The organism is Sphingopyxis macrogoltabida, from assembly GCF_001307295.1.
Taxonomy (GTDB): domain Bacteria; phylum Pseudomonadota; class Alphaproteobacteria; order Sphingomonadales; family Sphingomonadaceae; genus Sphingopyxis; species Sphingopyxis macrogoltabida_B.
Window position 1 is genome coordinate 2,589,336 of sequence record NZ_CP012700.1, and the last position, 24,968, is coordinate 2,614,303.

General features: G+C 64.9%; 15 protein-coding genes. 4 read left to right on the forward strand and 11 right to left on the reverse strand.

The window, feature by feature from the left end:
* Positions 1-64: 64 nt before the first annotated feature.
* From rpoC to AN936_RS12260, 5 genes are all read right to left on the reverse strand, one after another.
* Positions 65-4,348: a DNA-directed RNA polymerase subunit beta' gene (rpoC, locus tag AN936_RS12240; protein WP_054588404.1), complete on the reverse strand. Its 4,284-nt coding sequence runs from the start codon at positions 4,346-4,348 to the stop codon at positions 65-67.
* A 51-nt stretch (positions 4,349-4,399) separates the two neighbouring features.
* Positions 4,400-8,578 (reverse strand): DNA-directed RNA polymerase subunit beta, encoded by a 4,179-nt coding sequence (gene rpoB, locus AN936_RS12245; protein WP_054588405.1) that lies wholly within the window; start codon positions 8,576-8,578, stop codon positions 4,400-4,402.
* Between the two features lie 273 nt (positions 8,579-8,851).
* A complete protein-coding gene (locus tag AN936_RS12250; protein ID WP_054588406.1) occupies positions 8,852-9,226 on the reverse strand; it encodes a hypothetical protein in 375 nt (124 codons plus the stop codon).
* 66 nt (positions 9,227-9,292) lie between these two features.
* Positions 9,293-9,961 (reverse strand): DUF4197 domain-containing protein, encoded by a 669-nt coding sequence (locus tag AN936_RS12255; protein ID WP_054588407.1) that lies wholly within the window; start codon positions 9,959-9,961, stop codon positions 9,293-9,295.
* 56 nt (positions 9,962-10,017) lie between these two features.
* Positions 10,018-10,644, reverse strand: a complete 627-nt coding sequence (locus AN936_RS12260; protein ID WP_054588408.1) for a TetR/AcrR family transcriptional regulator — start codon at positions 10,642-10,644, stop codon at positions 10,018-10,020.
* Positions 10,645-10,843: 199 nt separating this feature from the next.
* On the opposite strand from AN936_RS12260, the gene AN936_RS12265 reads away from it, so the two are divergent.
* Positions 10,844-13,210, forward strand: coding sequence for a TonB-dependent receptor (locus AN936_RS12265; RefSeq protein WP_158500083.1), 2,367 nt, complete (start codon positions 10,844-10,846; stop codon positions 13,208-13,210).
* Positions 13,211-13,401: 191 nt separating this feature from the next.
* Here the strand turns inward: AN936_RS12265 and AN936_RS12270 are convergent, their stop codons facing one another.
* The gene (locus AN936_RS12270) at positions 13,402-13,908 is read right to left on the reverse strand and encodes a MarR family winged helix-turn-helix transcriptional regulator (protein WP_054588410.1); all 507 of its coding nucleotides are present in this window, start codon (positions 13,906-13,908) and stop codon (positions 13,402-13,404) included.
* A 199-nt stretch (positions 13,909-14,107) separates the two neighbouring features.
* On the opposite strand from AN936_RS12270, the gene leuD reads away from it, so the two are divergent.
* Positions 14,108-14,695, forward strand: coding sequence for a 3-isopropylmalate dehydratase small subunit (gene leuD, locus AN936_RS12275; protein ID WP_054588411.1), 588 nt, complete (start codon positions 14,108-14,110; stop codon positions 14,693-14,695).
* On the opposite strand, the gene leuC is transcribed toward leuD, so the two are convergent.
* Entirely contained in the window at positions 14,692-16,110 is a 1,419-nt protein-coding gene (leuC, locus tag AN936_RS12280) for a 3-isopropylmalate dehydratase large subunit (protein WP_054588412.1), read from the reverse strand. The two genes, leuD and leuC, sit on opposite strands and share 4 nt — an antisense overlap.
* A gap of 471 nt (positions 16,111-16,581) precedes the next feature.
* On the opposite strand from leuC, the gene AN936_RS12285 reads away from it, so the two are divergent.
* Entirely contained in the window at positions 16,582-18,852 is a 2,271-nt protein-coding gene (locus AN936_RS12285; RefSeq protein WP_054588413.1) for a TonB-dependent receptor, read from the forward strand.
* A 69-nt stretch (positions 18,853-18,921) separates the two neighbouring features.
* Entirely contained in the window at positions 18,922-20,637 is a 1,716-nt protein-coding gene (locus AN936_RS12290; RefSeq protein WP_054588414.1) for a sulfatase-like hydrolase/transferase, read from the forward strand.
* A gap of 74 nt (positions 20,638-20,711) precedes the next feature.
* Here the strand turns inward: AN936_RS12290 and AN936_RS12295 are convergent, their stop codons facing one another.
* From AN936_RS12295 to AN936_RS12310, 4 genes are read right to left on the reverse strand one after another with little or no spacing between them, the layout of a single operon-like run.
* Entirely contained in the window at positions 20,712-21,440 is a 729-nt protein-coding gene (locus tag AN936_RS12295) for a FadR/GntR family transcriptional regulator (RefSeq protein ID WP_054588415.1), read from the reverse strand.
* The gene (locus AN936_RS12300) at positions 21,437-22,192 is read right to left on the reverse strand and encodes a helix-turn-helix domain-containing protein (protein WP_234715549.1); all 756 of its coding nucleotides are present in this window, start codon (positions 22,190-22,192) and stop codon (positions 21,437-21,439) included. The genes AN936_RS12295 and AN936_RS12300 overlap by 4 nt, the downstream gene beginning before the upstream one ends.
* A 50-nt stretch (positions 22,193-22,242) precedes the next feature.
* Positions 22,243-23,565: an MFS transporter gene (locus AN936_RS12305; RefSeq protein WP_054588416.1), complete on the reverse strand. Its 1,323-nt coding sequence runs from the start codon at positions 23,563-23,565 to the stop codon at positions 22,243-22,245.
* The gene (locus tag AN936_RS12310; protein WP_054588417.1) at positions 23,565-24,968 is read right to left on the reverse strand and encodes an FAD-binding oxidoreductase; all 1,404 of its coding nucleotides are present in this window, start codon (positions 24,966-24,968) and stop codon (positions 23,565-23,567) included. The genes AN936_RS12305 and AN936_RS12310 overlap by 1 nt, the downstream gene beginning before the upstream one ends.

Below are 24,968 nucleotides of genomic sequence, written 5' to 3' on the forward strand. Positions count from 1 at the left end.
GAAAAAGCCCCGCCGGATCGCTCCGGCGGGGCTCTATTCGGTCAGCCAAAGGCCTTGAAGAAGCTTATTCCTCGCCTTCGCCTTCGGGACGTTCTTCGACCATCACGTCGTCGGTCGTGAAGTCCTCGCCCTGCACCTTGCCCAGCGGATCGTCGCCGATCGCCGCTTCGGGGCCCTGCGCCAGTTCGGCGGCATGTTCCTCGGCGGCGGCCGCCGGCGCGATCAGATGCTCCTGGTTCGCGGCGCGCATGGCGGCGCGAAGCGCGGCATCCTTCGACGAGGCGGTGACGCGGACGCGGTTCATGGCAGCGCCGGTACCCGCCGGGATGAGGCGACCGACGATGACATTTTCCTTGAGGCCCTGCAGCGAGTCGATCTTGCCCTGCACCGAAGCCTCGGTGAGAACGCGGGTCGTTTCCTGGAAGGATGCGGCCGAAACGAAGCTGCGGGTCTGCAGCGACGCTTTGGTGATCCCGAGCAGGACCGGACGGCCCTCCGCGGGAACGCCGTTCTTCGGCAGCTTGGCGTTATATTCCATCATCTCCAGATAATCGAGTTGTTCGCCCGGCAGCAGCGTGGTGTCGCCGCCCGACGTGATCTCGACCTTCTGCAGCATCTGGCGAACGATCACCTCGATGTGCTTGTCGTTGATCTTCACGCCCTGCAGTCGATAGACTTCCTGGATTTCCGCGACCAGATATTCGGCCAGCGCCTCGACGCCCATGACGTCGAGAATGTCGTGCGGGTTCGGCGAACCGCTGATCAGCGCGTCGCCGCGCTTGACCATGTCGCCTTCCTGCACTTCCAGCACCTTCGACTTGGGGATCAGATACTCGATCGGATCGCCTTCTTCCGGAACGATCGCGATCTTGCGCTTCGCCTTGTAATCCTTGACGAATTCAATGCGGCCGCTGATCTTCGCGATAACGCTGTTGTCCTTCGGAATGCGCGCTTCGAACAGCTCGGCAACACGCGGCAGACCGCCGGTGATGTCGCGCGTCTTCGACGCTTCGCGGCTGACACGCGCCAGAACGTCGCCTGCCTGCACTTCCTGACCGTCCTCGACCGACAGCATCGTGCCGACCGCGAGCAGGTAGCGTGCGGCTTCGCCCGACGCGTCGTCGAGCAAGGTCAGGCGCGGCTGCAGGTCTTCCTTCTTGGCGCGGCCCGCCGAGCGATATTCGATCACGACGCGCTGGGCGATGCCCGTCGCTTCGTCGACCTGTTCGACCAGCGTCTTGCCGTCGGCAAGATCCTGATACTTCACGACGCCCTGTTTTTCGGTGATCAGCGGCATGGTGAACGGATCCCATTCGGCAATCCGGTCGCCCTTCTTCACCTTCTCGCCGTCCTTGTGCATGATCTGCGCACCATAGGGCAGCTTGTGGGTCGCGCGTTCGCGGCCTTCGCTGTCGATGATCGCGATCTCGCCCGAACGCGACAGCGCCAGACGGCGGCCGCGCTGGTCGACGATCGTCGCCATGTCGCGATATTCGATCGTACCGTCCGAAATCGCTTCGGCGTTCGACTGCTCGTTGACCTGCGCCGCACCGCCGATGTGGAACGTACGCATGGTCAGCTGCGTGCCGGGCTCACCGATCGACTGCGCGGCGATGACGCCGACCGCTTCGCCGATATTCACCGGCGTACCGCGGGCAAGGTCGCGGCCATAGCATTTGCCGCAAACACCCAGCGTCGCTTCACAGACCAGCGGCGAACGGATCTTCACCGACTGGACTTCGGCGTCCTCGATCCGCTGCGTCGTCGCTTCGTCGAGCAGCGTGCCGATCGGCGCGATGATGTTACCGTCCTTGTCGGCGACATCTTCGAGCGTGGTGCGGCCGAGGATACGCTCGCCGAGCGAGGCAATCGTCGAACCGCCCTGGATGATCGCGCGCATTTCCATGCCGCGTTCGGTGCCGCAATCTTCCTCGATGACGACGCAGTCCTGCGACACGTCGACGAGACGGCGTGTCAGGTAACCCGAGTTCGCCGTCTTGAGCGCCGTATCGGCCAGACCCTTACGCGCACCGTGCGTCGAGTTGAAATACTCGAGAACGGTCAGGCCTTCCTTGAAGTTCGAGATGATCGGCGTTTCGATGATCTCGCCCGACGGCTTGGCCATAAGGCCGCGCATGCCGGCGAGCTGCTTCATCTGGGCCTGCGAACCACGGGCACCCGAATGCGCCATCATATAGATGGAGTTGATCGGGGCCATGCGGCCGTCTTCCAGCTTCGGCGTCGCGCGGATTTCGTCCATCATCGCGTTGGCGACCTTGTCGCCGCACTGCGACCACGCATCAATGGCCTTATTGTACTTTTCTTGCTGCGTGATCAGGCCGTCCTGATACTGCTGCTCGAAATCCTTCACCAGCGCGCGGGTTTCGTCGACCATCCCTTCCTTCGACGCCGGGATGATCATGTCATCCTTGCCGAACGAGATGCCCGCCTTGAACGCGTTGCGGAAGCCCAGCGCCATGATGGCGTCGGCGAACAGCACCGTCTCTTTCTGGCCGGTGTGGCGATAGACCTGATCGATCACGTCGCCGATTTCCTTCTTGGTCAGAAGGCGGTTGACGACGTCGAAGGGCACGGTGTGCGACTTCGGCAGGCATTCGCCGATCAGCATGCGGCCCGGGGTGGTCTCGAACCGCTTCAGATACTCATTGCCCTGCTCGTCGGTCTGCGGAACGCGGCTGATCACCTTGGTGTGCAACGTCACCGCGCCGGTAAACAGCGCCTGATGCACTTCGGCCATGTCGGCGAGCAGCATGCCCTCTCCCGGTTCGCCTTCGCGTTCCAGCGAGAGATAGTAGAGACCGAGGACCATGTCCTGCGACGGAACGATGATCGGCTTGCCGTTCGCGGGGCTGAGGATGTTGTTGGTCGACATCATCAGCACGCGCGCTTCGAGCTGGGCTTCCAGCGACAGCGGCACGTGGACCGCCATCTGGTCACCGTCGAAGTCGGCGTTGAACGCGGCGCAGACCAGCGGGTGAAGCTGGATCGCCTTGCCTTCGATCAGCACGGGCTCGAACGCCTGGATGCCGAGGCGGTGAAGCGTCGGGGCGCGGTTCAGCAGGACCGGGTGCTCGCGAATGACTTCGTCGAGGATGTCCCAGACTTCCTTGCGTTCCTTTTCGACCCACTTCTTCGCCTGCTTCAGGGTCATCGACAGACCCTTGGCGTCGAGGCGCGCATAGATGAACGGCTTGAACAGCTCGAGCGCCATCTTCTTCGGCAGGCCGCACTGATGCAGCTTGAGTTCGGGACCGGTCACGATGACCGAACGGCCCGAATAGTCGACGCGCTTGCCGAGCAGGTTCTGACGGAAGCGGCCCTGCTTGCCCTTGAGCATGTCCGACAGCGACTTCAGCGGACGCTTGTTGGCACCGGTGATCGTGCGGCCGCGGCGGCCGTTGTCGAACAGCGCGTCGACGGCTTCCTGCAGCATGCGCTTTTCGTTGCGGACGATGATGTCCGGCGCGCGCAGCTCCATCAGGCGCTTCAAACGATTGTTGCGGTTGATCACGCGACGGTAAAGGTCGTTAAGGTCGCTTGTAGCAAAGCGGCCGCCGTCGAGCGGCACCAGCGGGCGCAGTTCGGGCGGAATGACCGGCACGACTTCGAGGATCATCCACTCGGGGCGGTTGCCCGATTCGATGAAGCTCTCGACCACTTTAAGCCGCTTGATGATCTTCTTGGGCTTCAGCTCCGACTTGGTCGTCGCGAGCTCTTCCATCAGGTCGACGCGTTCCTGCTCCAGATCGAGATTTTCGAGGAGCACGCGGATCGCCTCGGCGCCGATACCCGCCGAGAAAGCGTCTTCGCCATATTCATCCTGCGCGTCGAGCAGTTCGTCTTCGGTCAGCAGCTGGAACTTCTCGAGCGGGGTCAGGCCGGGCTCGAGAACGATATAGGCTTCGAAATACAGCACGCGCTCGAGCTGCTTCAGCTGCATGTCGAGCAGCAGGCCGATGCGCGACGGCAGCGACTTCAGGAACCAGATGTGCGCGACAGGCGCGGCGAGCTCGATATGGCCCATGCGCTCGCGGCGGACCTTGGTCACCGTGACTTCGACACCGCACTTCTCGCAGACGATGCCCTTATATTTCATACGCTTGTACTTGCCGCACAGGCACTCATAATCCTTGATCGGACCGAAAATGCGCGCGCAGAACAGGCCGTCACGCTCGGGCTTGAACGTGCGGTAATTGATCGTTTCGGGCTTCTTGATCTCGCCGAACGACCACGAGCGGATGCGCTCGGGGCTCGCGATGCCGATCTTGATCATGTCGAAGGTTTCGGGCTTCGCGACCGGGTTCATGAAGTTGGTAAGCTGGTTCATATGTCTGCTCCATCTTCCCCTCTCGCGCCGCGAGAGGGGTGAGGAAAAATCTTATTCGGCGGCTTCGGGAAGGGCTTCCGGACCTTCGTCGGGGTCTTCGTCCGCATAGGACGAAAGCTCGACGTTGAGGCCCAGCGAGCGCATTTCCTTGACGAGCACGTTGAAGCTTTCGGGAATGCCGGCCTCGAAGGTGTCGTCGCCCTTGACGATCGCTTCGTAAACCTTGGTGCGGCCGATCACGTCGTCCGACTTCACCGTCAGCATTTCCTGCAGCGTGTATGCCGCGCCATAGGCCTGGAGCGCCCAGACCTCCATTTCACCGAAGCGCTGGCCACCGAACTGTGCCTTACCGCCCAGCGGCTGCTGGGTGACGAGGCTGTACGGCCCGATCGAACGCGCGTGGATCTTGTCGTCGACGAGGTGGTGGAGCTTCAGCATATAGATGTAGCCCACGGTCACCTTGCGGTCGAACTTGTCGCCGGTGCGGCCGTCGTACAGGTCCGACTGACCCGAGTCATGCAGGCCCGCAAGGGTGAGCATGTTCGACACGTCGGCTTCCTTGGCGCCGTCGAACACCGGGGTCGCGAACGGCACGCCAACGCGAAGGTTGTCGGCCAGTTCGACGATGCTGTCGGCATCGCGCGACTTGATGTCATCGACATATTCGGCGCCATAGACATGTTCGAGCGCATCGCGGACGGCTTCGGGCATCTGCCCGCCGACCGCGTCGGGATTGGCGTCGCGCCATTCATCGAGCGCCTGCGTGACCTGCCGGCCCAGACCGCGCGACGCCCAGCCGAGGTGGGTTTCGAGGATCTGCCCGACGTTCATGCGCGACGGCACGCCCAGCGGGTTGAGCACGATATCGACATGCGTCCCGTCTTCGAGGAACGGCATGTCCTCGTTCGGCAGGATGCGGCTGATGACGCCCTTGTTGCCGTGACGGCCGGCCATCTTGTCGCCCGGCTGCAGCTTGCGCTTCACCGCGACGAAGACCTTGACCATCTTGAGCACGCCGGGCGCGAGTTCGTCGCCGCGCTGCAGCTTCTCGACGCGATCTTCATACTTCGCGTTGATCCGCTTGATCGCGTCGTCATACTGCGCCTTGATCGCTTCCAATGCGGTCTGCGCATTATCTTCGACGACGGCCAGCTTCCACCAGTCGGCGCGGTCGAGTTCGACCAGCATCTCTTCGGTGACGACATCGCCCTTCTTCAGGCCCTTCGGCACCGCGCTGGTCGTCTGACCGATCAGCAGGTCCTTGAGGCTCGAGAAGGTCGCGCGGTTGAGGATCGCGCGTTCGTCGTCGGCGTCCTGCTTCAGACGTTCGATCTCTTCGCGTTCGATCGCGATCGCGCGTTCGTCCTTGTCGATACCGTGACGGTTGAAGACGCGGACCTCGACGACCGTGCCCGACACGCCCGGCGGCAGGCGCAGCGAGGTGTCGCGCACGTCGCTGGCCTTTTCGCCGAAGATCGCGCGCAGCAGCTTTTCTTCCGGCGTCATCGGCGATTCACCCTTGGGGGTGATCTTGCCGGCCAGAATGTCGCCCGGACCGACTTCGGCACCGATATAGACGATGCCCGCTTCGTCGAGGTTGCGCAGCGCTTCCTCGCCGACGTTCGGGATGTCGCGCGTGATGTCTTCCGGCCCGAGGCGCGTGTCGCGCGCGGTGACTTCAAATTCCTCGATGTGGATCGAGGTAAAGACGTCGTCCTTCACGATACGTTCGGAAATGAGGATCGAGTCCTCATAATTGTAGCCGTTCCACGGCATGAACGCGACGAGCACATTCTTGCCGAGCGCCAGTTCGCCGAGCTCGGTCGACGGACCGTCGGCGATGATGTCACCGCTTTTGACCACGTCGCCGACCTTCACCAGCGGACGCTGGTTGATGCAGGTGTTCTGGTTCGACCGCTGGAACTTCTGCAGGCGATAGATGTCGACGCCCGACTTGCCGGGTTCGACCATATCGGTCGCGCGAATGACGATACGCGTCGCATCGACCTGGTCGATCACGCCGCCGCGGCGGGCCGCGATGGCCGCCCCCGAATCGCGCGCAACGGTTTCTTCCATGCCGGTGCCGACCACGGGCGCTTCCGCCCGCAGCAGCGGCACAGCCTGACGCTGCATGTTCGAACCCATGAGCGCGCGGTTGGCGTCATCGTTTTCCAGGAACGGGATGAGCGACGCCGCAACCGACACGAGCTGCTTCGGCGACACGTCCATCAGGGTGATCTGGTCGCGCGGCGCCATCAGGAATTCGCCCGCTTCGCGTGCCGAGATCAGCTCGTCGATGAAGCTGCCGTCGGGGTTGAGGTCGGCGTTCGCCTGCGCGACGGTGTGCTTCTGCTCTTCCATCGCCGACAGATAGACGACGTCGTTCGTCACTTTGCCGTCGACGATGCGGCGGTACGGCGTCTCGATGAAGCCGTATTTGTTGACGCGCGCGAAGGTCGCGAGGCTGTTGATCAGACCGATGTTCGGGCCTTCCGGCGTTTCGATCGGGCAGATACGGCCATAGTGCGTCGGGTGAACGTCGCGGACCTCGAAGCCCGCACGTTCGCGCGTCAGACCGCCCGGCCCGAGCGCCGACACGCGGCGCTTGTGGGTGACTTCGGACAGCGGGTTGGTCTGGTCCATGAACTGCGAGAGCTGCGACGAACCGAAGAACTCGCGCACCGCGGCAACCGCGGGCTTCGCGTTGATCAGGTCGTTCGGCATCACCGTCGATACGTCGACCGAGCTCATGCGCTCCTTCACAGCGCGCTCCATGCGGAGCAGGCCGACGCGATACTGGTTTTCGAGCAGTTCGCCGACCGAACGGACACGGCGGTTGCCGAGGTTATCGATATCGTCGATTTCGCCCTTGCCGTCCTTCAGGTTCACCAGTTCCTTGACGACGGCGAGGATGTCCTCGCTGCGCAGCGTGGTGACCGTGTCCTCGGCGTCGAGGCTGAGGCGCATGTTGAGCTTGACGCGGCCGACGGCCGACAGGTCATAGCGCTCGGGGTCGAAGAACAGACCGCCGAACAGCGCTTCGGCGGTTTCGCGCGTCGGCGGTTCGCCGGGGCGCATGACGCGGTAGATGTCGCTCAGCGCCTGGTCGCGATCCTCGGCCTTGTCGGCCTTCAGCGTGTTGCGGATCCACGGGCCGGTGTTGTTGTGGTCGATGTCGAGCAGGACGAGCTTGTCGATCCCCGCCGCGTCGATCTTTTCGAGATTGTCGGCCGACACTTCGTCGCCGGCTTCGATATAGATCTCGCCGGTCGCTTCGTTGATCAGGTCATAGGCGCTGTAGCGGCCGAAGATTTCCTCGGTCGGGATCAGCAGCGTGTCGAGACCATCCTTCGCGGCCTTGTTGGCGAGGCGCGGGCTGATCTTGTGGCCGGCGGCGAAGACGACTTCGCCGGTCTTGGCGTCGACGACGTCGAACGCCGGCTTCGACCCGCGCCAGTTTTCGACGACGAAAGGAACCTTCCAGCCATTTTCGGCGCGCTCGAAAACGAGGCGGTCATAGAAATGGTTGAGGATTTCCTCGCCCGACATGCCGAGGGCATAGAGAAGCGACGTCACCGGCAGCTTGCGCTTGCGGTCGATACGGACGTTGACGATGTCCTTGGCATCGAATTCGAAGTCGAGCCACGAACCGCGATACGGGATCACGCGCGCGGCGAACAGGAACTTGCCCGACGAGTGGGTCTTGCCGCGGTCATGGTCGAAGAGCACACCCGGCGAACGGTGCATCTGCGACACGATAACGCGCTCGGTGCCGTTGACGAAGAAGGTGCCGTTCTCGGTCATGAGCGGCATGTCGCCCATGTAGACGTCCTGCTCCTTGATATCGAGGACCGAACGGGTGTCGGTTTCGCTGTCGACTTCAAAGACGATCAGGCGCAGCGTGACCTTCATCGGCGCCGCATAGGTGATGCCGCGCTGACGGCATTCCTCGACGTCATACTTGGGCGCTTCGAGTTCGTAATGGACGAAGTCGAGCTCGGCGGTACCGGCGAAATCGCGGATCGGGAAAACGCTGCGCAGCGTCTTTTCGAGGCCCGAAACATAACCGACCGAGGGGTCGGACCGCAGGAACTGCTCATAGGATTCGCGCTGCACCTCGATGAGGTTGGGCATCTCCACCGCTTCGTGGATGTTGCCGAACAGCTTGCGGATTCGCTTGGTCGCGGTTGCTTCGAGGGCCTTGCCCACCGACTTCGCCTTGGTCGCCATAAGTGATTGTCTCGCCTTAGTAAAAATCAGCTCGCGAGCGCATCGACGCGAAAAAAGCCGCAGGCAACCGTTGCCGGTTTACCGCAGCTTTCCTACGCCTGTCGAAATCCCTGCCGCCCTATCCGTACAGCCCGCTGCGCAAAGTCAGGCTCTATCTCGGACGGTGGGGTGTGATGGCGATATAGGATCGGGGGTGCGCGGTGTCAACGGCACCGCAGCGAAGCGATCGCGTGCACGGCGACTTTGGGGTGGGGAGCGGACGTTCGCCGGGGACTACATCACCAATAGAGACGTGATCTGCGAAGGTTCAGAAAGGCCCAATTGGCGCCCTAACGCAACGCCCAAAGGCACCACCCAGAAGGCCGAGTCAGCATCAAATGGCGCAGGAGAATCGCTAAGATTGTAAATGGTCTTCGCGCAGATTTCCTCAAAAGCATATTGCGCCAAACCCAGCTGATCGTCGCGCTTTCCTGCCCTCAGCGTCTTTTGCCTAATGTCTTGGAAGAGCGCGTGCGCGCCCTTCCAACTTTCACGATCCGAAATCATTCTGAGAAGTTTGCGGAGCGTGTCGCTATCGTCACACCGGTTTTCGAAGAATGTCAGCATCTCCGTCATTGCGTCAACGATGTTGGTTGGATGAGTGCGCATCGTATTCTTCTATAGGATGTCACGATGTCCGCAATCGGTCGATACCGGACGATGCGCCTACACCCGTCAAAAAATGCCCTTGAGCAACCCCGCCGGATTCCGCCGCAACGCCGCCTCTTCGCCCGCCATATAATGGAAAATCCCTTTCAGCGCCTGTTCGGTCACCGATCGCGTCAGCCCGTCGCGCGTCAGGCCGGCCGATGCCAGCAGCGGACTGCCCTGCGACAGTTGGTCGAGTTGACGATACGCGCCGACATCGCCCAGCGCCGACCCGATCAGCGGCGACACTTTGGTGAACAGCACGCTGCCCGCGCTCTGCTGGAGATAGCGTGTCGCGCCATCATTCTTCGCCACCAGTCCGGGCGCATCGGTCCAGCGCAAATCGTCGATCGCGGTGCGGAAGATCGGCTTCGCTTCGCCCGCCGCCTTGCCGCCCGCGTCGTTCAGGCTCTTGGTCAAGTTGGTGGTGAGCCCGAGCTGGTCGCCCATGCCGAACAGCTTCGACGCCAGCTTCCCGCCCGCGCCCGGCAACAAGATACGCACCGCGGTGTCGCGATAGAAGGCGCCCGGCTCCGCGAGCTTGTCGAGCGCGCCATCGGAGGCGCCCGCGATCAGGCCCTTCACCCCGCTCTTCGGCAGCTTCGCCATCGCCCAGGGCGCGTTCGCCACTGCCAACATCCCCGCCGCGCCCGCGATCAGCGTCCTGCGTGCGATCATTTCCGTGCCATCGTCCATCGCGACTCTCTCCCACCGGTCCGGGCCGCGAACCTATCAGCAAAAGCCGGCGCGCCCTATGGCCGATCGGCAAGCCCGTCGAGCTTGCGTTCGATCCGCTCCAATCGTTCGGCAACCTCGCCCTGCGCCCCGCCCGGCAAGGCGAGCACCGGCATGATATAGATCGCGACGCGCTGCCGCACCTCTTCGAACGTCGCATAATCGTCGGCGCCCAGCACGAGCATCTGGTGGAGCAGCCATTCGAGCAGGCGCTCGAGAGCGTCGGGCGGCGTCCATTGCCCGGAGGCCGCGGCGCCTTCGAGCATCGAGCGCACCAGCGCCCCGGTGATCGACTTGTGCGCGGCAAGGAAGATCGAGAAATCGTCGTGAAGCAGGCCCTCCTGCGCCACCTTGTGGATCCACGGCGTGTTGCAGATGCTCTCGATCCCGCCCGCGATCACCTGTTCGAGCCGCTCCTCGAGCGGACCGAGCCCGACCGCAATCTGCCCGCTGCGTTCGAGATACGGTCCGGCCAGATGCTGGAGAAGCGCGAGCAGCAACCCCTCGCGATTGCCGAACCAGCGATAGAGCGTCGCGCGCGACACGCCGGATTCGCGCACCACATGGTCGATCGTGACATCGCGAAAGCCGATGCGTTCGACGACGATCGCAGCGGCATCGAGCGCCGCCTCGCGGCCGCCCAAGGCGCTGCCCGCTCCGCCACCGCGCGGATTTGCGTCGATTGTTGCGATCCCAGCCTCCCTTGATGAGCCGCCTCGCCTATCATGTCGCACTTGATGAGGCAAACTCTTGCGCTTGTCTCACTTAGTGTGATAAGTGGACTTCAACGTCTCATGAATGAGAGACCGGTTTCAGCCGGTCCGGGACGGGAGGGAGAGAGAAATGACACGACGCCTATTGCTGCTCCTCGCCGGCGCCAGCATCGCCGCCGCCGCGCAGGCCCAGACTGCCCGCGCCACCACGGCCGCCGATGCCCCCGTCCCCGCCGATGACAACAACGCCCAGAGCTCGGGCATTGCCGACATCGTCGTCACCGCGCGCCGCACCAGCGAAGCCGCGCAGACGATCCCGCTCGCGATCAGCGTGTTCGGCGGCCAGCAACTCGCCGACACCAACGTCCAGGGTATCGAGAATATTGCGCAGCAGACGCCGAACTTCTTCGTCCAGACGTCGAGCGCCGACCCGACCGGCGTCCTCCTCACCATTCGCGGCCAGTCGCAACAGGATTCGATCCTGACCATTGAGTCGCCGATCGGCGTCTATGTCGACGGCATCAACTATATCCGCTCGTCGAACCTCGAAACCGCGCTGACCGACGTCGAACGCGTCGAGGTGCTGCGCGGCCCGCAGGGGACGCTGTTCGGCAAGAACACCACCGGCGGCGCGATCAACATCACGACGCGCCAGCCCGATCTCGATGCGGTCGGCGGTTATGTAAAACTCAGCGCCGCGACGCACGACCGTTATGGCGCGACCGGCGTCCTCAACCTGCCGCTCATCGACGACGTGCTCGGCGTGCGCATCCTCGCGCAACGGATCGAGGACGGCTCGCTCGGCGTCAACGGCCTCGGCGACGGGATCGGCGGCAAGAAGCAGACCGCTTTCCGCACCAACTGGCTGTTTACCCCGAACGACAGCGTCACTTGGGCGATCTCGGCCGACTATACCCGCACCCGCGGCGACGCGCCGGTGAGCAAGCTCGCCTTCGTCAGCCCCTTCCCCAGCCCCGCTCCGGGCACACCGAACCCCGCCCCGGCGCTGATCGACATCGCGATCAGCCAGGGCATCCTCGATCCGGCGCTGCTCGCCGACCCGGAGGGCAATGCGGCCGCGATCGGCGCTGCACTCGGGCAGGCGCACGCGCTGTTCACCGGCCTCGTCGGGCGGCGCGGCTTTTACGACAATGATGCAACGGGCGCGCAGGGCAGTTATGCGCGCACCTATGGCGTCAGCTCGAACCTGGCGGTCGAGCTGACGCCAACCTTGTCCTTCCGTTCGATCACGGCGGCACGCTGGCTGAAGCGCTGGCTCGACGTCGACCTCGACAGCTCGCCCTTCACGCTGCTCGAGGCCGAACTCGCGAGCCGCGCGAAGAACCTCAGCCAGGAATTCCAGTTCAGCGGCGAGATCGGCGACCGCGTCGACTGGATCACCGGGGTCTATTTCAACGAGGAAACCGGCCGCGACTTCTCGCGCGCGACGGCACTCGGGACGATCAACGCGACCAACCCCAACATCACCGACGGCTTCGTCAAGAACAGCAGCTGGGCCGCCTTTGGCCAACTCATCGTCGACCTCACCGACAGCGTCCGCTTCACCGGCGGGCTGCGCTGGACCGAGGAAAGCAAGGAACTGCGCTCGTTCAACCGCTCGTCGGGCAGCGCGGTGTGCAACATCCCGTCGGCGCTGCAACTCGGCGGCACCTGCCAGGCACGCTTCAAGGACAGCTTCTCGGATTACTCCTACCTCGCCAGCCTCGACTGGACGATCCAGCCCGGCGTCCTCGTCTATGCCCGCACCGCGCGCGGCTTCAAGGGCGGCGGCCAGAATCTGCGCGGCACCGGCACTGCCGACAGCTTCGCCGCCTTCGCGCCCGAAGTCGTCACCGATTACGAAGTCGGGGCCAAGGCCGATTTGCTCGACCGCCGCCTGCGCGTCAACGTCGCGCTGTTTCAGGCCAATTACAGCGACATCCAGCGCACGATCGTTCAGGCGTCGCCCGGCGGCGCGATCGTCAGCCTCGTCACCAACGCGGCGCGCGCGCGCATCCGCGGCGCCGAGGCCGAAATCACCGCGGTGCCGGTCGACGGGCTGACGCTGTCGGGCGGTTTCGGGGTCAACGACGCCAAATATCTCGACTTCACCGACGTCACCGGCGACCGCTCGAACGAGCCGTTCCAGTTCCCCAAATACAGCTATCGCCTCGCCGCCACCTACAGCACCCCGACCGGCGCCGGCGACCTGCGGCTCAGCGTCGACTGGAACTGGCGCAGCGCGACCCAGCTCGTCGGTTCGGCGATCTACCGCGACAGCCTGCGCCAGCCCGCCTACGGCCTGCTCGGCGCGCGCATCGCGCTCGACATCGACAGCATCAACAGCGAGATTGCGGTGTTCGGCACCAACCTCACCAACCGCCATTATGCGGTGTCCGGGGTCCAGTTCGACAACAGCCTGGGGTTCAACACGCTCTACGCAGGCGAGCCGCGGGTGATCGGCCTGCAACTCACGACGCGCTTCGGCGGGGGCTGAGGCCCGTCCGGTCCGGGGTGGTTTCCAAACCGCCCTCTATTCCCGTTCATGTCGAGCGAAGTCGAGACACCCATCGAAGTTGCGCCTAGCCGAGGGGCATCTCGACTTCGCTCGATGCGAACGGGTTAGGGGTTGGCCTAAACGGCAGAAACCGGCCGGAACCCGTCACTCACGCCTTCCACAAACAGCAATCACGCCTTGACGTCGGAAAGCACCGACAGCTTGCGCGTCTCGTCGGCGAGATTGTCGATCACGCGGCGCATCAGCGCCTGCAGCATCTCGACCTCTTCGTCGCTCATCCCGCGGGTCGCGATCTCGTGGATCTCGGCGTTCATCGGCGCGAGCACAAGTTCGAGCTTTTTCGCATGCGGGGTCAAATGGATGAAGGTCTTGCGCCGGTCGTCCTCGGTCTTCTTGCGAGTGATCAGCCCGGCTTTTTCCAGCCCCTTCAGCGCGACGACGGTCGTCGGCTCGCGCATCCCGACGCGTTCGCTGAGCTCGCGCTGGGTGATCCCGTCCTCGCGCCACAACTGGCGGAGGAAGCGCCATTGCCCCGCCGAAACGTCGTGCGTGAGCGTGCGGCGTTCGAGGAGACGCGAAAAGGACCGGAAAACGACGCGCGCCAGATAGCCGATACTGTTCTCCGGGTCGGTGTAATATTCCGCCGTATGCCGGTAAGTCTTCGTGTTCCTGGCCAAAACCTGCTCCCCTGCGATGGCCCGGCATCGGGCATTTGCCCGCGTCCCGCCGAAGCCTGGCGCAAACCTTAGAACGCGAAGATTCACCCCGCAACCTCTTCGTGGCGCTGGCAACCAGCGCCTCCGCACCAACCCGTCGATATCGTTGGACAAGGTCGCGACCTTCCATTACTTAGAATACTAAGTTAATGGAGGTGAAGTGGAGAAATTTGTCCGGATCAAGGGCGTCGCGGCACCGCTGCCGCTCGCCAATGTCGATACCGACATGATCATTCCCGCGCGCTATATGAAGGCGCTGACCCGCCTCGGGCTCGGCCGTCATCTGTTCCGGGAACTGCGCTTCGACGACGAAGCGGGCGGCGAACGCCCCGACTTCATTCTCAACCGGCCGGCATGCCGCGATGCGCAGATATTGATCGCCGACCGCAATTTCGGCTGCGGCTCGTCGCGCGAGCACGCGGTGTGGGCGCTCGGCGATTTCGGTATCCGTTGCGTGATCGCACCGAGCTTCGGCGATATCTTCGCGGGCAATGCGCGCAAGAACGGCCTGTTGCTCATCCGCCTGCCCGAGGCGCTGTGCGACCGGCTGCGCCGCGAGGTCGAACTCGCCCAATATGCTCCCATCGAGGTCGATCTTGCGGCGCAGCAGATTCGCCTCGCTTCGGGCGAAGCGATCGATTTCGCCATCGATCCCGGCGACCGCCGCATCCTCATCGAGGGACTCGACGACATCGCCCGCACCCTGCGCCACGCCGACGCGATCGCGCGGTTCGAGACGGCAACCTAGCCGAGACTGTCCGGCGCCGCGATAAAGCCCGCGATCGCACTCGCCGCCGCGAGCGCCGGGCTCATCAGATGCGTCCGCCCGCCGCGCCCCTGCCGGTTCTCGAAATTGCGGTTCGACGTCGCGGCGCAGCGCTCGCCGGGAAGCAGCCGGTCGGCGTTCATGCCGACGCACATCGAGCAGCCGGGTTCGCGCCAGTCGAAACCCGCGTCGCGCAGCACCGCGTCGATCCCTTCCGCCTCGGCCTGCCGCTTGACCAGCCCCGACCCCGGTACGACCATCGCGCGAACGTGCGGCGCCACCCGGCGCCCGCGCACGACATCGGCGACGATGCGCAAATCCTCGATCCGGCTGTTGGTGCAGCTCCCGATGAACACGCGGTCGAGCCGCGTCCCGGCGATCGGCGCGCCGGACGAAATGTCCATATAAGCGAGCGCCCGCTCTGCGGCTGCCCGCGCCTCCTCGCCCGTCAGCGACGCCGGGTCGGGGACGACCCCGTCGACCGCAACGACCTGCGACGGGTTCGTCCCCCAGCTCACCATCGGCCGCACGTCGCGCGCGTCGATCCGCACCTCGCGGTCGAACCTCGCACCGTCGTCGCTCGCCAGTGTCCGCCAGCGGGCGACTGCGGAGTCCCACGCCGCACCCGCGGGCGCCGCGGGCCGGCCCGCCAGATAGGCGAAGGTCACCGCGTCGGGCGCGACCAGCCCGGCGCGCGCGCCCATTTCGATGCTGAGGTTGCAGAGCGTCATCCGCCCCTCCATCGACAGCGCCCGGATCGCTTCCCCCGCATGTTCGATCACATGGCCCCCGGCGCCGTCGACCCCGATCGTGCCGAGCAGGTGCAGCGCGAGGTCCTTGGCGTGGACATGCGGCGCCAGCGTTCCGTCGACCGTCACCCGCATGTTGCGCGACCGGCGCTGGCGGATCGTCTGCGTCGCCAGCACATGCTCGACCTCCGACGTGCCGATTCCGAAAGCGAGCGCGCCGAACGCGCCATGCGTCGAGGTGTGGCTGTCGCCGCAGACGATCGTCATGCCCGGCTGCGAGCGCCCCTGTTCGGGGCCGACGACATGGACGATGCCGCCGCGCGGGTCGCCCATCGGAAAATTCTCGATCCCCGCCTGCGCCGTATTCGCCACCAACGCCTCGAGCTGCGCACGCGCCTCGGCGTCGGGGACCCCGGCGGGGCCGGCCGCCTGCCCCTCGGTCGGCACATTGTGATCGGACAGTGCAAGCACCCGGTCAGGGCGGCGCACCGCCCTCCCCGCCGCAGCGAGCCCGGCGAACGCCTGCGGCGAGGTCACCTCGTGCAACAGGTGGAGGTCGATATAGAGCAATGTCTCGCCGTCATCCTCGGCGACGACATGCGCATCCCAGATCTTGTCATAAAGCGTGCGAGGGACCGGGCGCGCCATCAGGCCCTACCCTGCCGTGCGCCACTTTGCCGGCGCCCGCGATTCGCCGCGCCGGCGCGATGGCCGCATAATCCAAAAGCTGCCCTATCCATCACCCCGACGCTCCCGTCCCCATGCTCCATCTCCTGCCGGACAACGGCTCAAAAATACTTAGAAACCTAACTTATATGGCACGGACAGCGCATCGGGCAAGCGCTTTTCCGCCAAATGTGCTTTTCACAAATAAGAAATACTTAGTACTTGAAGTATTTTCCCGACTTGCTAAAAGCCGATGCGGGAACGGAGGATGACGACGCACTGACGGCACGAGTCGAGGACGCCGAAGATGTCCTGCGCCGATACGAAAGACTGGCCGAAGCCAGCAGCAACTCCTGTTCCGAAGACATGACGAGGCCGGATGCGTACGCCGCATTTCCGACGCGATGGCGCGTGCGGAACGCGTCGTGGCACGGCCGCAAACGGGAGGATGTTATGAGGACCGCTTTTCTTCTGCTTTCGACGGCTGCCGTCGCCTTGGCCGCCATGCCGGCGCAGGCGCAAACCGCCGGCGCCGCCAGCGATGCCACCACCGACACGGCAACGGGCGCCGACGACACCTATGGCGAAATCCTGGTGACCGCGCAGCGCCGCTCCGAAAGCGTGCAGGACGTGCCGATCGCCATCTCGGCCTTCAACAGCGAGATGGTCGAAAGCAGCGGCAGCACCAATATCACCAGCCTCAACGGCCTCGCCCCCAACGTCGTCCTGCAGACGCAGGGCCTGGTCGCCAACGTGCCGATGATCTCGATCCGCGGCATGAGCACCGCCGATCCCGATCCCAATGCCGATCCCAAGGTCAGCACGATCATCGACGGCGTCTATATCCCCTTCGTGTCGAGCACGATGCTCGACCTGTTCGACATCGAACGCGTCGAGGTGCTGAAGGGCCCACAGGGCGTGCTGTTCGGCAAGAACAACCTTGCGGGCACGCTCAACGTCATCACCGCGCGCCCGACCGACGATTTCGGGGCCGAGGCGCGCTTCACGCTGGGCTCGTTCGGGCTCAAACAGTTCCGCGGCAAGGTCAACAGCGGCCGCTTCGCCAACGACATGCTCGCGGCGAAGGTCGCGGTCAATTTCCGCGATTATAACGGCTACAGCCGCAATGTGATCACCGGCAACCGTCTCAACGGCAGCAACGTCAAGTCGGTGCGCGGCGCGCTCGACTTCGATCCGGGCGGCGCCTTCGATTCGGCGCTCGTCGTCGACTGGCTGAAGCAGAAGACGACCGGTCCGGCGCCGCATGTGCTCGACAACGGCGATCCCAACTGGGATCTGCTCCCCGACATCGTGAAGACCGACATCCGCAAGTCGGCGGTGCTGTTCGATCCGATCGCCAACACCGAAACCTATGGCGGCTCGCTCACTTCGAACCTCGATGTGGGCTGGGGCACGATCACTTCGGTGCTCGGCTATCGCCACCTTACCTATCTGACCCGCGGCGACTTCGACGGGCTGATCACCCCAGCGCCGCAGCTCGACGTGACTCGCGACTTCTCCGGCAATTCAAAGAGTGCCGAACTGCGTTATGTGTCGCCGGCCGGCGAGCCGGTCGATTTCGTCGTCGGCCTCTATTACCAGACCGACAAATGGCGCCAGTTCAACACCGTGCTCGCAACCCCGACCACGACGACGCGCGCGCAGCTCCGCCAGGACACCGAAAGCTACGCGATCTTCGCGCTCGTCAACGCGCATCCGGCCGACGGGCTGACGCTGTCGCTCGGCGGCCGCTACAGCCACGACCGCAAGAAATACGACATCGCGAACCAGGTGTTCGTGAACGGCAACCAGGCCTCGTCCTTCGCGAGCAGCCTGAAGGCATCGTGGGCCGAATTCACGCCGCGCCTGACGGTCAACTACGAAGTCACGCCCGACGTCATGGTCTACGCCAATTATTCGCAGGGTTATAAGGCGGGCGGGTTCAACTCGCGCGGCACGATCCCCGAAAATGTCGGCCCCTATAATCCCGAACGCGTCAACGCCTTCGAGGTCGGGGCAAAGACCGACCTGTTCGACCGGCTCCTGCGCTTCAACGTCGCGGGCTTCGTCAACAATTACCGCGACCTGCAAAGCTCGGTGACCAAGATGGGTGCCGTGCGCGCCGAGAATATCACGACCAATGTCGCCGCGGCCAAAATCTACGGCTTCGAGGTCGAAAGCCTGCTGCGCCCGATGGACAATTTCACCATCGGCGCCAATGTCGCCTATCTTCATGCGCGCTACACCGACTTCTGCGCCGACACCAACGGCGTCTTCACCGACGGTTCGCCCGAGGTCGGCCAGTGCGGTCCGGCGGTGCCGATCCTGATCAACGGCGTTCCCAACGGCACCTTCGCGGTCCCGACCGATTCCTCCGGTCTCGACCTCGCCAACGCGCCGAAGTGGAGCGGCAGCCTGTCGCTCGACTATGCGATCCCGACCGGCTTCGGCGAGATCAAGCTGCACAGCGATGCGCGCTATTCGGCCCGCTTCAACACCTGGGGCCGCAGCAACCTGCCCGGCTATTACCGCGACGAAGTCGTGCTGCTCAACGCGAGCATCGCGGTCGCGGGTCAGGACGACCGCTGGAAGGTCACGCTGTACGGCAGCAACCTGACCGATCAGGACGTGATTTCGGGCGCGACCAACGCCGGCGCCACCCCGATCACGCAATTCTACCAGCCGCCGCGCGAGTTCGGCGTCGACTTTGCGATCAAATTCTGACGAACTGAGCCGCGGCACGGCCCTGTCGTGCCGCGGCCCCCGTTTTCAAGACAGACCTGGGAGAGAGACATGGGCTGGGATGTGAATCGGCGCACCTTCGTCGGCGGCATGGGCGCGCTCGCCGCAGCGGGGCTCGCGCTGCCGACCTATGCGAAGAACGGCAAGAAGCTCAACGTCCTGATGATCGTCACCGATCAGGAACAGAGCGTCGCCAGCTATCCCAAGGGCCTGCTCGAAAAGCTGCCGCATCACCGCGAACTGATGGAACGCGGGATGCTGGTCGAAAACTATCATGTCCACACGACCCCCTGCACGCCGTCGCGTTCGACGATCTTCCAGGGTCACCATACACAGCAGACCGGGCTGTTCCTCAACAGCGACAACGCCCCCAATCCGGTTGCGGCGGAGGATATGCCGACGCTCGGCCACATGATGCAGGCGGCGGGCTATTACACCAGCTACAAGGGCAAGTGGCATCTCAGCCGGATGAATTTCGAACGCAACTGGCCGCGCGTGCCGGGCGGCATCTATCCCAGCACCGAACGGGCGATGGAGAAATACGGTTTCCACGACTACGGCTTCGACGGCGAGGAACTGGGGCTGACGTGGGACGGCTATCGCGCCGACATGTATGTCGCGGGCGACGCGGCACGCAGCATCTTCGACTTCGTCCGCCGCGACAAGGCGGGCGGTAAGCCGTGGTTCATGGTCGTCGGCCTGATCAACCCGCACGACATCATGTTCTACGACGCGACGGGCGAGCAGGCGAAGCACCGCACCCACCCCGATATCCTCGCGCCGCTGCGCCGCGAACCCGGCGATCCGATCTATGAAGTCGACAACAAGTTCGACCTGCCCGAAAGCTTCTACAAGGACGATCTCAGCACCAAGCCGGAGGCGCACAAGGGCATCCAGCGGCTGAACGATCTCTTCTATGGGCCGATGCCGCTCGGCGACCTCGAAAGCTGGCACCGTTTCAACAATTATTATTACAACTGCCTGCGCGACGTCGACCGGCGGCTGGGGCAATTGCTGTGGGCGCTCAAGGAAAGCGGCCAGGTCGACAATACGATCATCGTCTATACCAGCGACCATGGCGAGCGTGCCGGGGCGCACGGGCTACGCCAGAAGGCGGGCACGATGTACCGCGAGGAAACCAATATCCCGATGATCATCGCGCACCCCGATGTGAAGGGCGGGCAGACGACCAAGGGCCTGATGGGCGCGATCGACATTGCGCCGACGCTGATGACGATGGCGGGGCTGTCGGCCGACGAAGGAAAGAACCGCTTCCCGAACCTGCCGGGGGTCGATGTGTCGGGGCTGCTGTCGTCGCCGGCGGCGCCGACCGAGCGCGACCGGCGCGGGCATTTCTTCAACTATGCCGTCGCGCATATGTGGGAGCCCAATTCGTCGCGCGTCGTCGGCCCCCGCCCGCCGGGCGAGAAGGTGCCGGACTACAGCGCCATCTACGATCTCGAAAAGCGGCGCCTGCACCGCGGCGTCCACGACGGCCGCTGGAAATTCGCGCGCTATTTCGCCCCGGCGCACCATCATATGCCGAAGGACTGGAAGACGCTGAGCGAGCGCAACGACCTCGAGCTCTACGACACCCACGCCGACCCCGGCGAGCTCGTCAACCTCGCGAACAATCCGAAGCATCGCAAGGAGGTGATGCGGCTCAACAAGATGGTCAATGCGCTGTCGGAGCGCGAGATCGGCGTCGGGCTCGACGACGGCCGCGAATATCCGGGGCCGACCGAACTCTACAACCGCCCGGGTTGACCATTCAGGGCAGCGCTTTTGCCCCTGCCCCTTCTTCCCGTATCGGCGGGCCGGGCGCAATGCACGCGATCACATCAGGGCAAACCGAATTCGGCATTGCGCCGGAGCAGTTCGCCGACCGAGTTGGCGAAATGGCGCTCCATGGCGATCCGCGCCCGCGCCGGCTCGCGCGCCGCAATCGCTTCGGCAACCTCGCGGTGCAGCGCCAGCGTTTCCTCGCGCTCGGCCTCGGTCGTCCGACCCTGCCAGGCACGCGGGATCGCACGCTCCATCAGCTCCTCGAACGAGCGCACGATCTGGTAGAAGAGCGGGTTGCCGCTCGCCGCGGCGATCGTCTGGTGGAACGCGGTATCGGCCGCCGTTCGCGCCGCCTCGTCGCCCTCGATCGCCAGCCCGTGTGCCGCGGCCAGGATCGCGCGCGCCTGCTCCTCGCTGCGGTTCGTCGCCGCCATCTCGGCGGTGCGCAGTTCGAGCGTCCGGCGCACCTCCCAGACGTCGGCGAGGCTGACCTGTGCCGTGTTCACCGCATGCCCCATCGACGCCGCCATTACCGACCCGTCCATCGCACCGACGCGCGGCTTCCGGCCGTTGCCGACATCGACGAGCCGCAGCGCGGCGAGCGCACCGAACGCCTCGCGCATCACCGGGCGGCTCACCCCCATCTCGGCCGCAAAGCTCCCCTCGCCCGGCAGGGTATCGCCGACCTTAAGGTCGTGGTCGCGGATATGGTCGCGCACGAAATCCATCGCCCGCTCGACCAGCGAGCCACGCGCGCCGTCGATCGTCTGTACCGCTTCGTTCATGCCGCAATCCCCACCCGGCGCATCTCGGTCGGTGCCATACCGAAACGGCGCGAAAAGGCACGCGTGAAACTCGCATTATTGAGGTAGCCGCAGCGATAGCCGATGCTCGCCACCGGCAGGTCGCTCGCGGCCAGCAACCGCCGCGCCTGTTTCAACCGCCGCTCGCTCAGCGCTTCGGCGACAGTGCACTGATAGATTTCGCGGAACCCCCGCGTCAGCTTGTCGCGATTGATGCCGCACCCGCGCGCGATATCGTCGAGGGTCAGCTTCTCGTGCCAGCGCTCGTCGATCATGCGCCGCGCCGCGGCGATCCGTGCGATGTCGGTCTCGGCAAGGCTGGTCGCCCCCTCGATCGCGATCAGCCGCCCCTCGGCCAGCGCGGCGAAAAGCTGGCAAAGCAGTTCGATGCTCCGCGCCAGCCGCAGCGTATCGGCTGCGGCATCGTCGCTTCCAGGCTCGACGATCGACTGCCCCAGCGCGCGCAGGTCCGACGGCAGATACCAGCGCGCGCCCTCCCCGGGCAGGTCGCCGAACAGGCGGCGGCAGGCGCCGCGCGTGACGGCAAAGACGAGCAGATGGTGATCGACCGCGCCGTCCAGATCGCGAAAATCGAGCAGGCTCACCGCCGGCTCGCCGATATCGTGAAAGCCGAGCAGCAGCGCATCGGGCGGCAACAGCCGGCGGTCGCACGCGCCGGGCCCGACGAAAGTGGTCATCTCGTGCGAAACGATGATCGGATGTTTGGTCGTCATGCTGCTTCTCCCGATCTCGCTCTAGACCTATCTGACAGCTTTGACAATACCTATCTGATAGGTTCTGCGAAAATCGATGCCGGCGCCCGCCGCATCGCGAGCAGGAAGGCAAAGAAGGACAGCGCGCTCACCGTCACTCCGACCAGCGCCAGCGCCTCGGCGAGCATCGCCTCGCCGCCCATCAGGCCGCTCACCTGCGTGACGAACCACGGCGCGAGGCCGAAGCCGATCAGCCCGGCAATCGCGATGAAGGCGCCGATGCACAGCCCGCGCAATTCGTTCGGGATGAAGACGGTCAGCGCCACCGACACGACCAGCCCGGTCACCGCGCCGCAGGTCGACAGGACACCGAGAGCGACGGCAAAGCTCATCACATCGGGCATCAGCGGGAACAGCGCGGCGGGCACCCCCAGTCCCGCCGCGATGACCGCGCCCAGCAGCAGGCCGCCGCTGCGGCGGCTCCGCTGTCCCATATCGGCCGAAATCCCGCCGAGCACCGCACCGGCAACCCCGGTGCCGAACATCAGCGCGCCGACCCAGCCGGCAAATTCCTGCGGCTGCAGCCCGAAATCGCGCGACAGTACGGGCGCGACCCACACGGTAGCCGCCACATCGGCCATCACCACCGCGACCTGCCCCGCGAACAGCGGGCCGAGGAATGCGCGCCGCGCCCAAAGCTCGGCGGCGACGATCCGAAACGGCGCATCGGGGCCCGCCTCCACCTCGCGGCGCGCGGGCTCGCGCAGCAGCAACAGAGGCAGCAGGCACAGCGCGCTAATTGCCGCGAGCACGACGTGCGCGCTGCGCCAGGGTGCCAGACCCGCGAGCCACGAGGGCCCCGCGGCGTCCGAAAGCAGCCCGAACAACCAGCCGGTCAGTGCGAAACCGAGCGCGACCCCCAGCGCCTTGCCCAGATTGACGATCAACATCGCGCGGCCGCGCTGCTCGGGTGCGCAGAAATCGGCGCAGAGCGACAGCGCGGCGGTCAGCGACCCGGTCGAGCCGATGCCGACAAGCATGCGGGCCGCGGTCAGCAGCCCCGCACTCGGCGCAAAGGCGGTCAGCAGCGTGCCGAGCGTCCACAGCAGCGCCAGCCCGATCGTCAACCGCACGCGGTTGCGGCGATCAACGAGGATGCCGATCGGCACCGAAAAGAGTACCATCGGCACCGCGGCCCCGAGCCCCTGGATCAGCGCCAGCGCATCGTCGCCGAGCCCCAGTTCGGCCTTGGCGCTTTCCTGAATCGTGCCGAAGCTGCCGAGCGCGGTGAAACCCATCGTCGTCACCAGCGCCAGCAGCAACAGCGGAACGAGCGTCGCGGGCGCAGTCAGCCGCGTGGCGCGCGCCGCGAGAGGTTCGGCCACACTTGCCATCACAGCACGAAAATCTTGCCGGGGTTGAGCAAATTTTGCGGATCCATCGCGCGCTTGATCACCCGCATCTGCTCGACCGCCCCACCCAGTTCGGCGACCAGCCAGTCCTGCTTGCCGATGCCGATGCCATGCTCGCCGGTACAGGTACCGTCCATCGCCAGCGCGCGTTCGACCAGCTTCGCGTTGATCGCCTCGACCTCTTCGAGTTCAGCCGGCGCGTCGGGGTCGATCGAGAAGATGACGTGGAAATTGCCGTCGCCGACATGGCCGAGGATCGTCGCCGGGACGCTCGCGCCCTCCAGATCGGCGTGCGTTTCGGCGATGCATTCGGCCAGCCGGCTCATCGGCACGCACACGTCGGTCGCCCAGCCGATCGCCCCCGCGCGCATGTTGACCGCAGCATAATAGGCCTCATGCCGCGCGCGCCACAATTTCGTCCGTTCCTCGGGCAGGTTCGACCAGTCAAAGCGCCCGCCGCCATTGGCTTCGGCGAGCATCTTTACCGTCTCGACCTGCTCGGCGACATGCGATGCGCTGCCGTGAAATTCGAAGAACAGCGTCGGCGCCTCGGGATAATCGAGCTTCGACCAGCGGTTGACCGCCGTCATTTGCTTGGCGTCGAGGATCTCGACGCGGGCCAGCGGCACCGCGCACTGGATCGACTGGACCACCGTATCGACGGCGCCGCCCAGCGTGTCGAAGCTGCACACCGCCGCCGAAATCGTATCGGGGACCGGATGAAGCCGCAGCGTCACTTCGGTGATGATGCCCAGCGTACCTTCGGAACCGACGTAGAGCCGCGTCAGGTCGTAACCTGCCGCCGACTTGCGCGCCCGGCGCGCGGTGCGGATCACTTCGCCCTGCGGCGTCACCACCTCAAGGCTCAGCACCGCATCCTTCATCGTGCCATAGCGGACCGCGTTGGTGCCCGACGCGCGCGTCGATGCCATGCCGCCGATCGTCGCATTGGCGCCGGGATCGATCGGAAAAAACAGCCCCTGATCGCGCAGATGGACATTCAGCTCCTCGCGCCGCACCCCCGGCTGGACGACGCAGTCGAAATCCTCGGCATGGACCGCGAGCACCCGGTCCATCTGGCTCATGTCGAGCGAGATGCCACCGCGGATCGGCGCCGCATTGCCCTCGATCGACGTGCCCGCGCCGAACGGCACGATCGGGATATCGGCGGCGGCGCACAGCTTGACCAGCGCCACCACCTCGTCGGTCGAGTGGGCAAAGACGACGGCGTCGGGCAGCACCGTGGCGAAATGTGTTTCGCTGGCCCCATGCTGCCCGAGCACCGCTTCGCCCCGCTGGAAACGGTCCGCGAACCGTTCCTCCAGCGCCCCCACCAGGCTGGCGGGGAGCGGTTTGCGTTCCCCCGATGGCACCGTCCCCGCCAT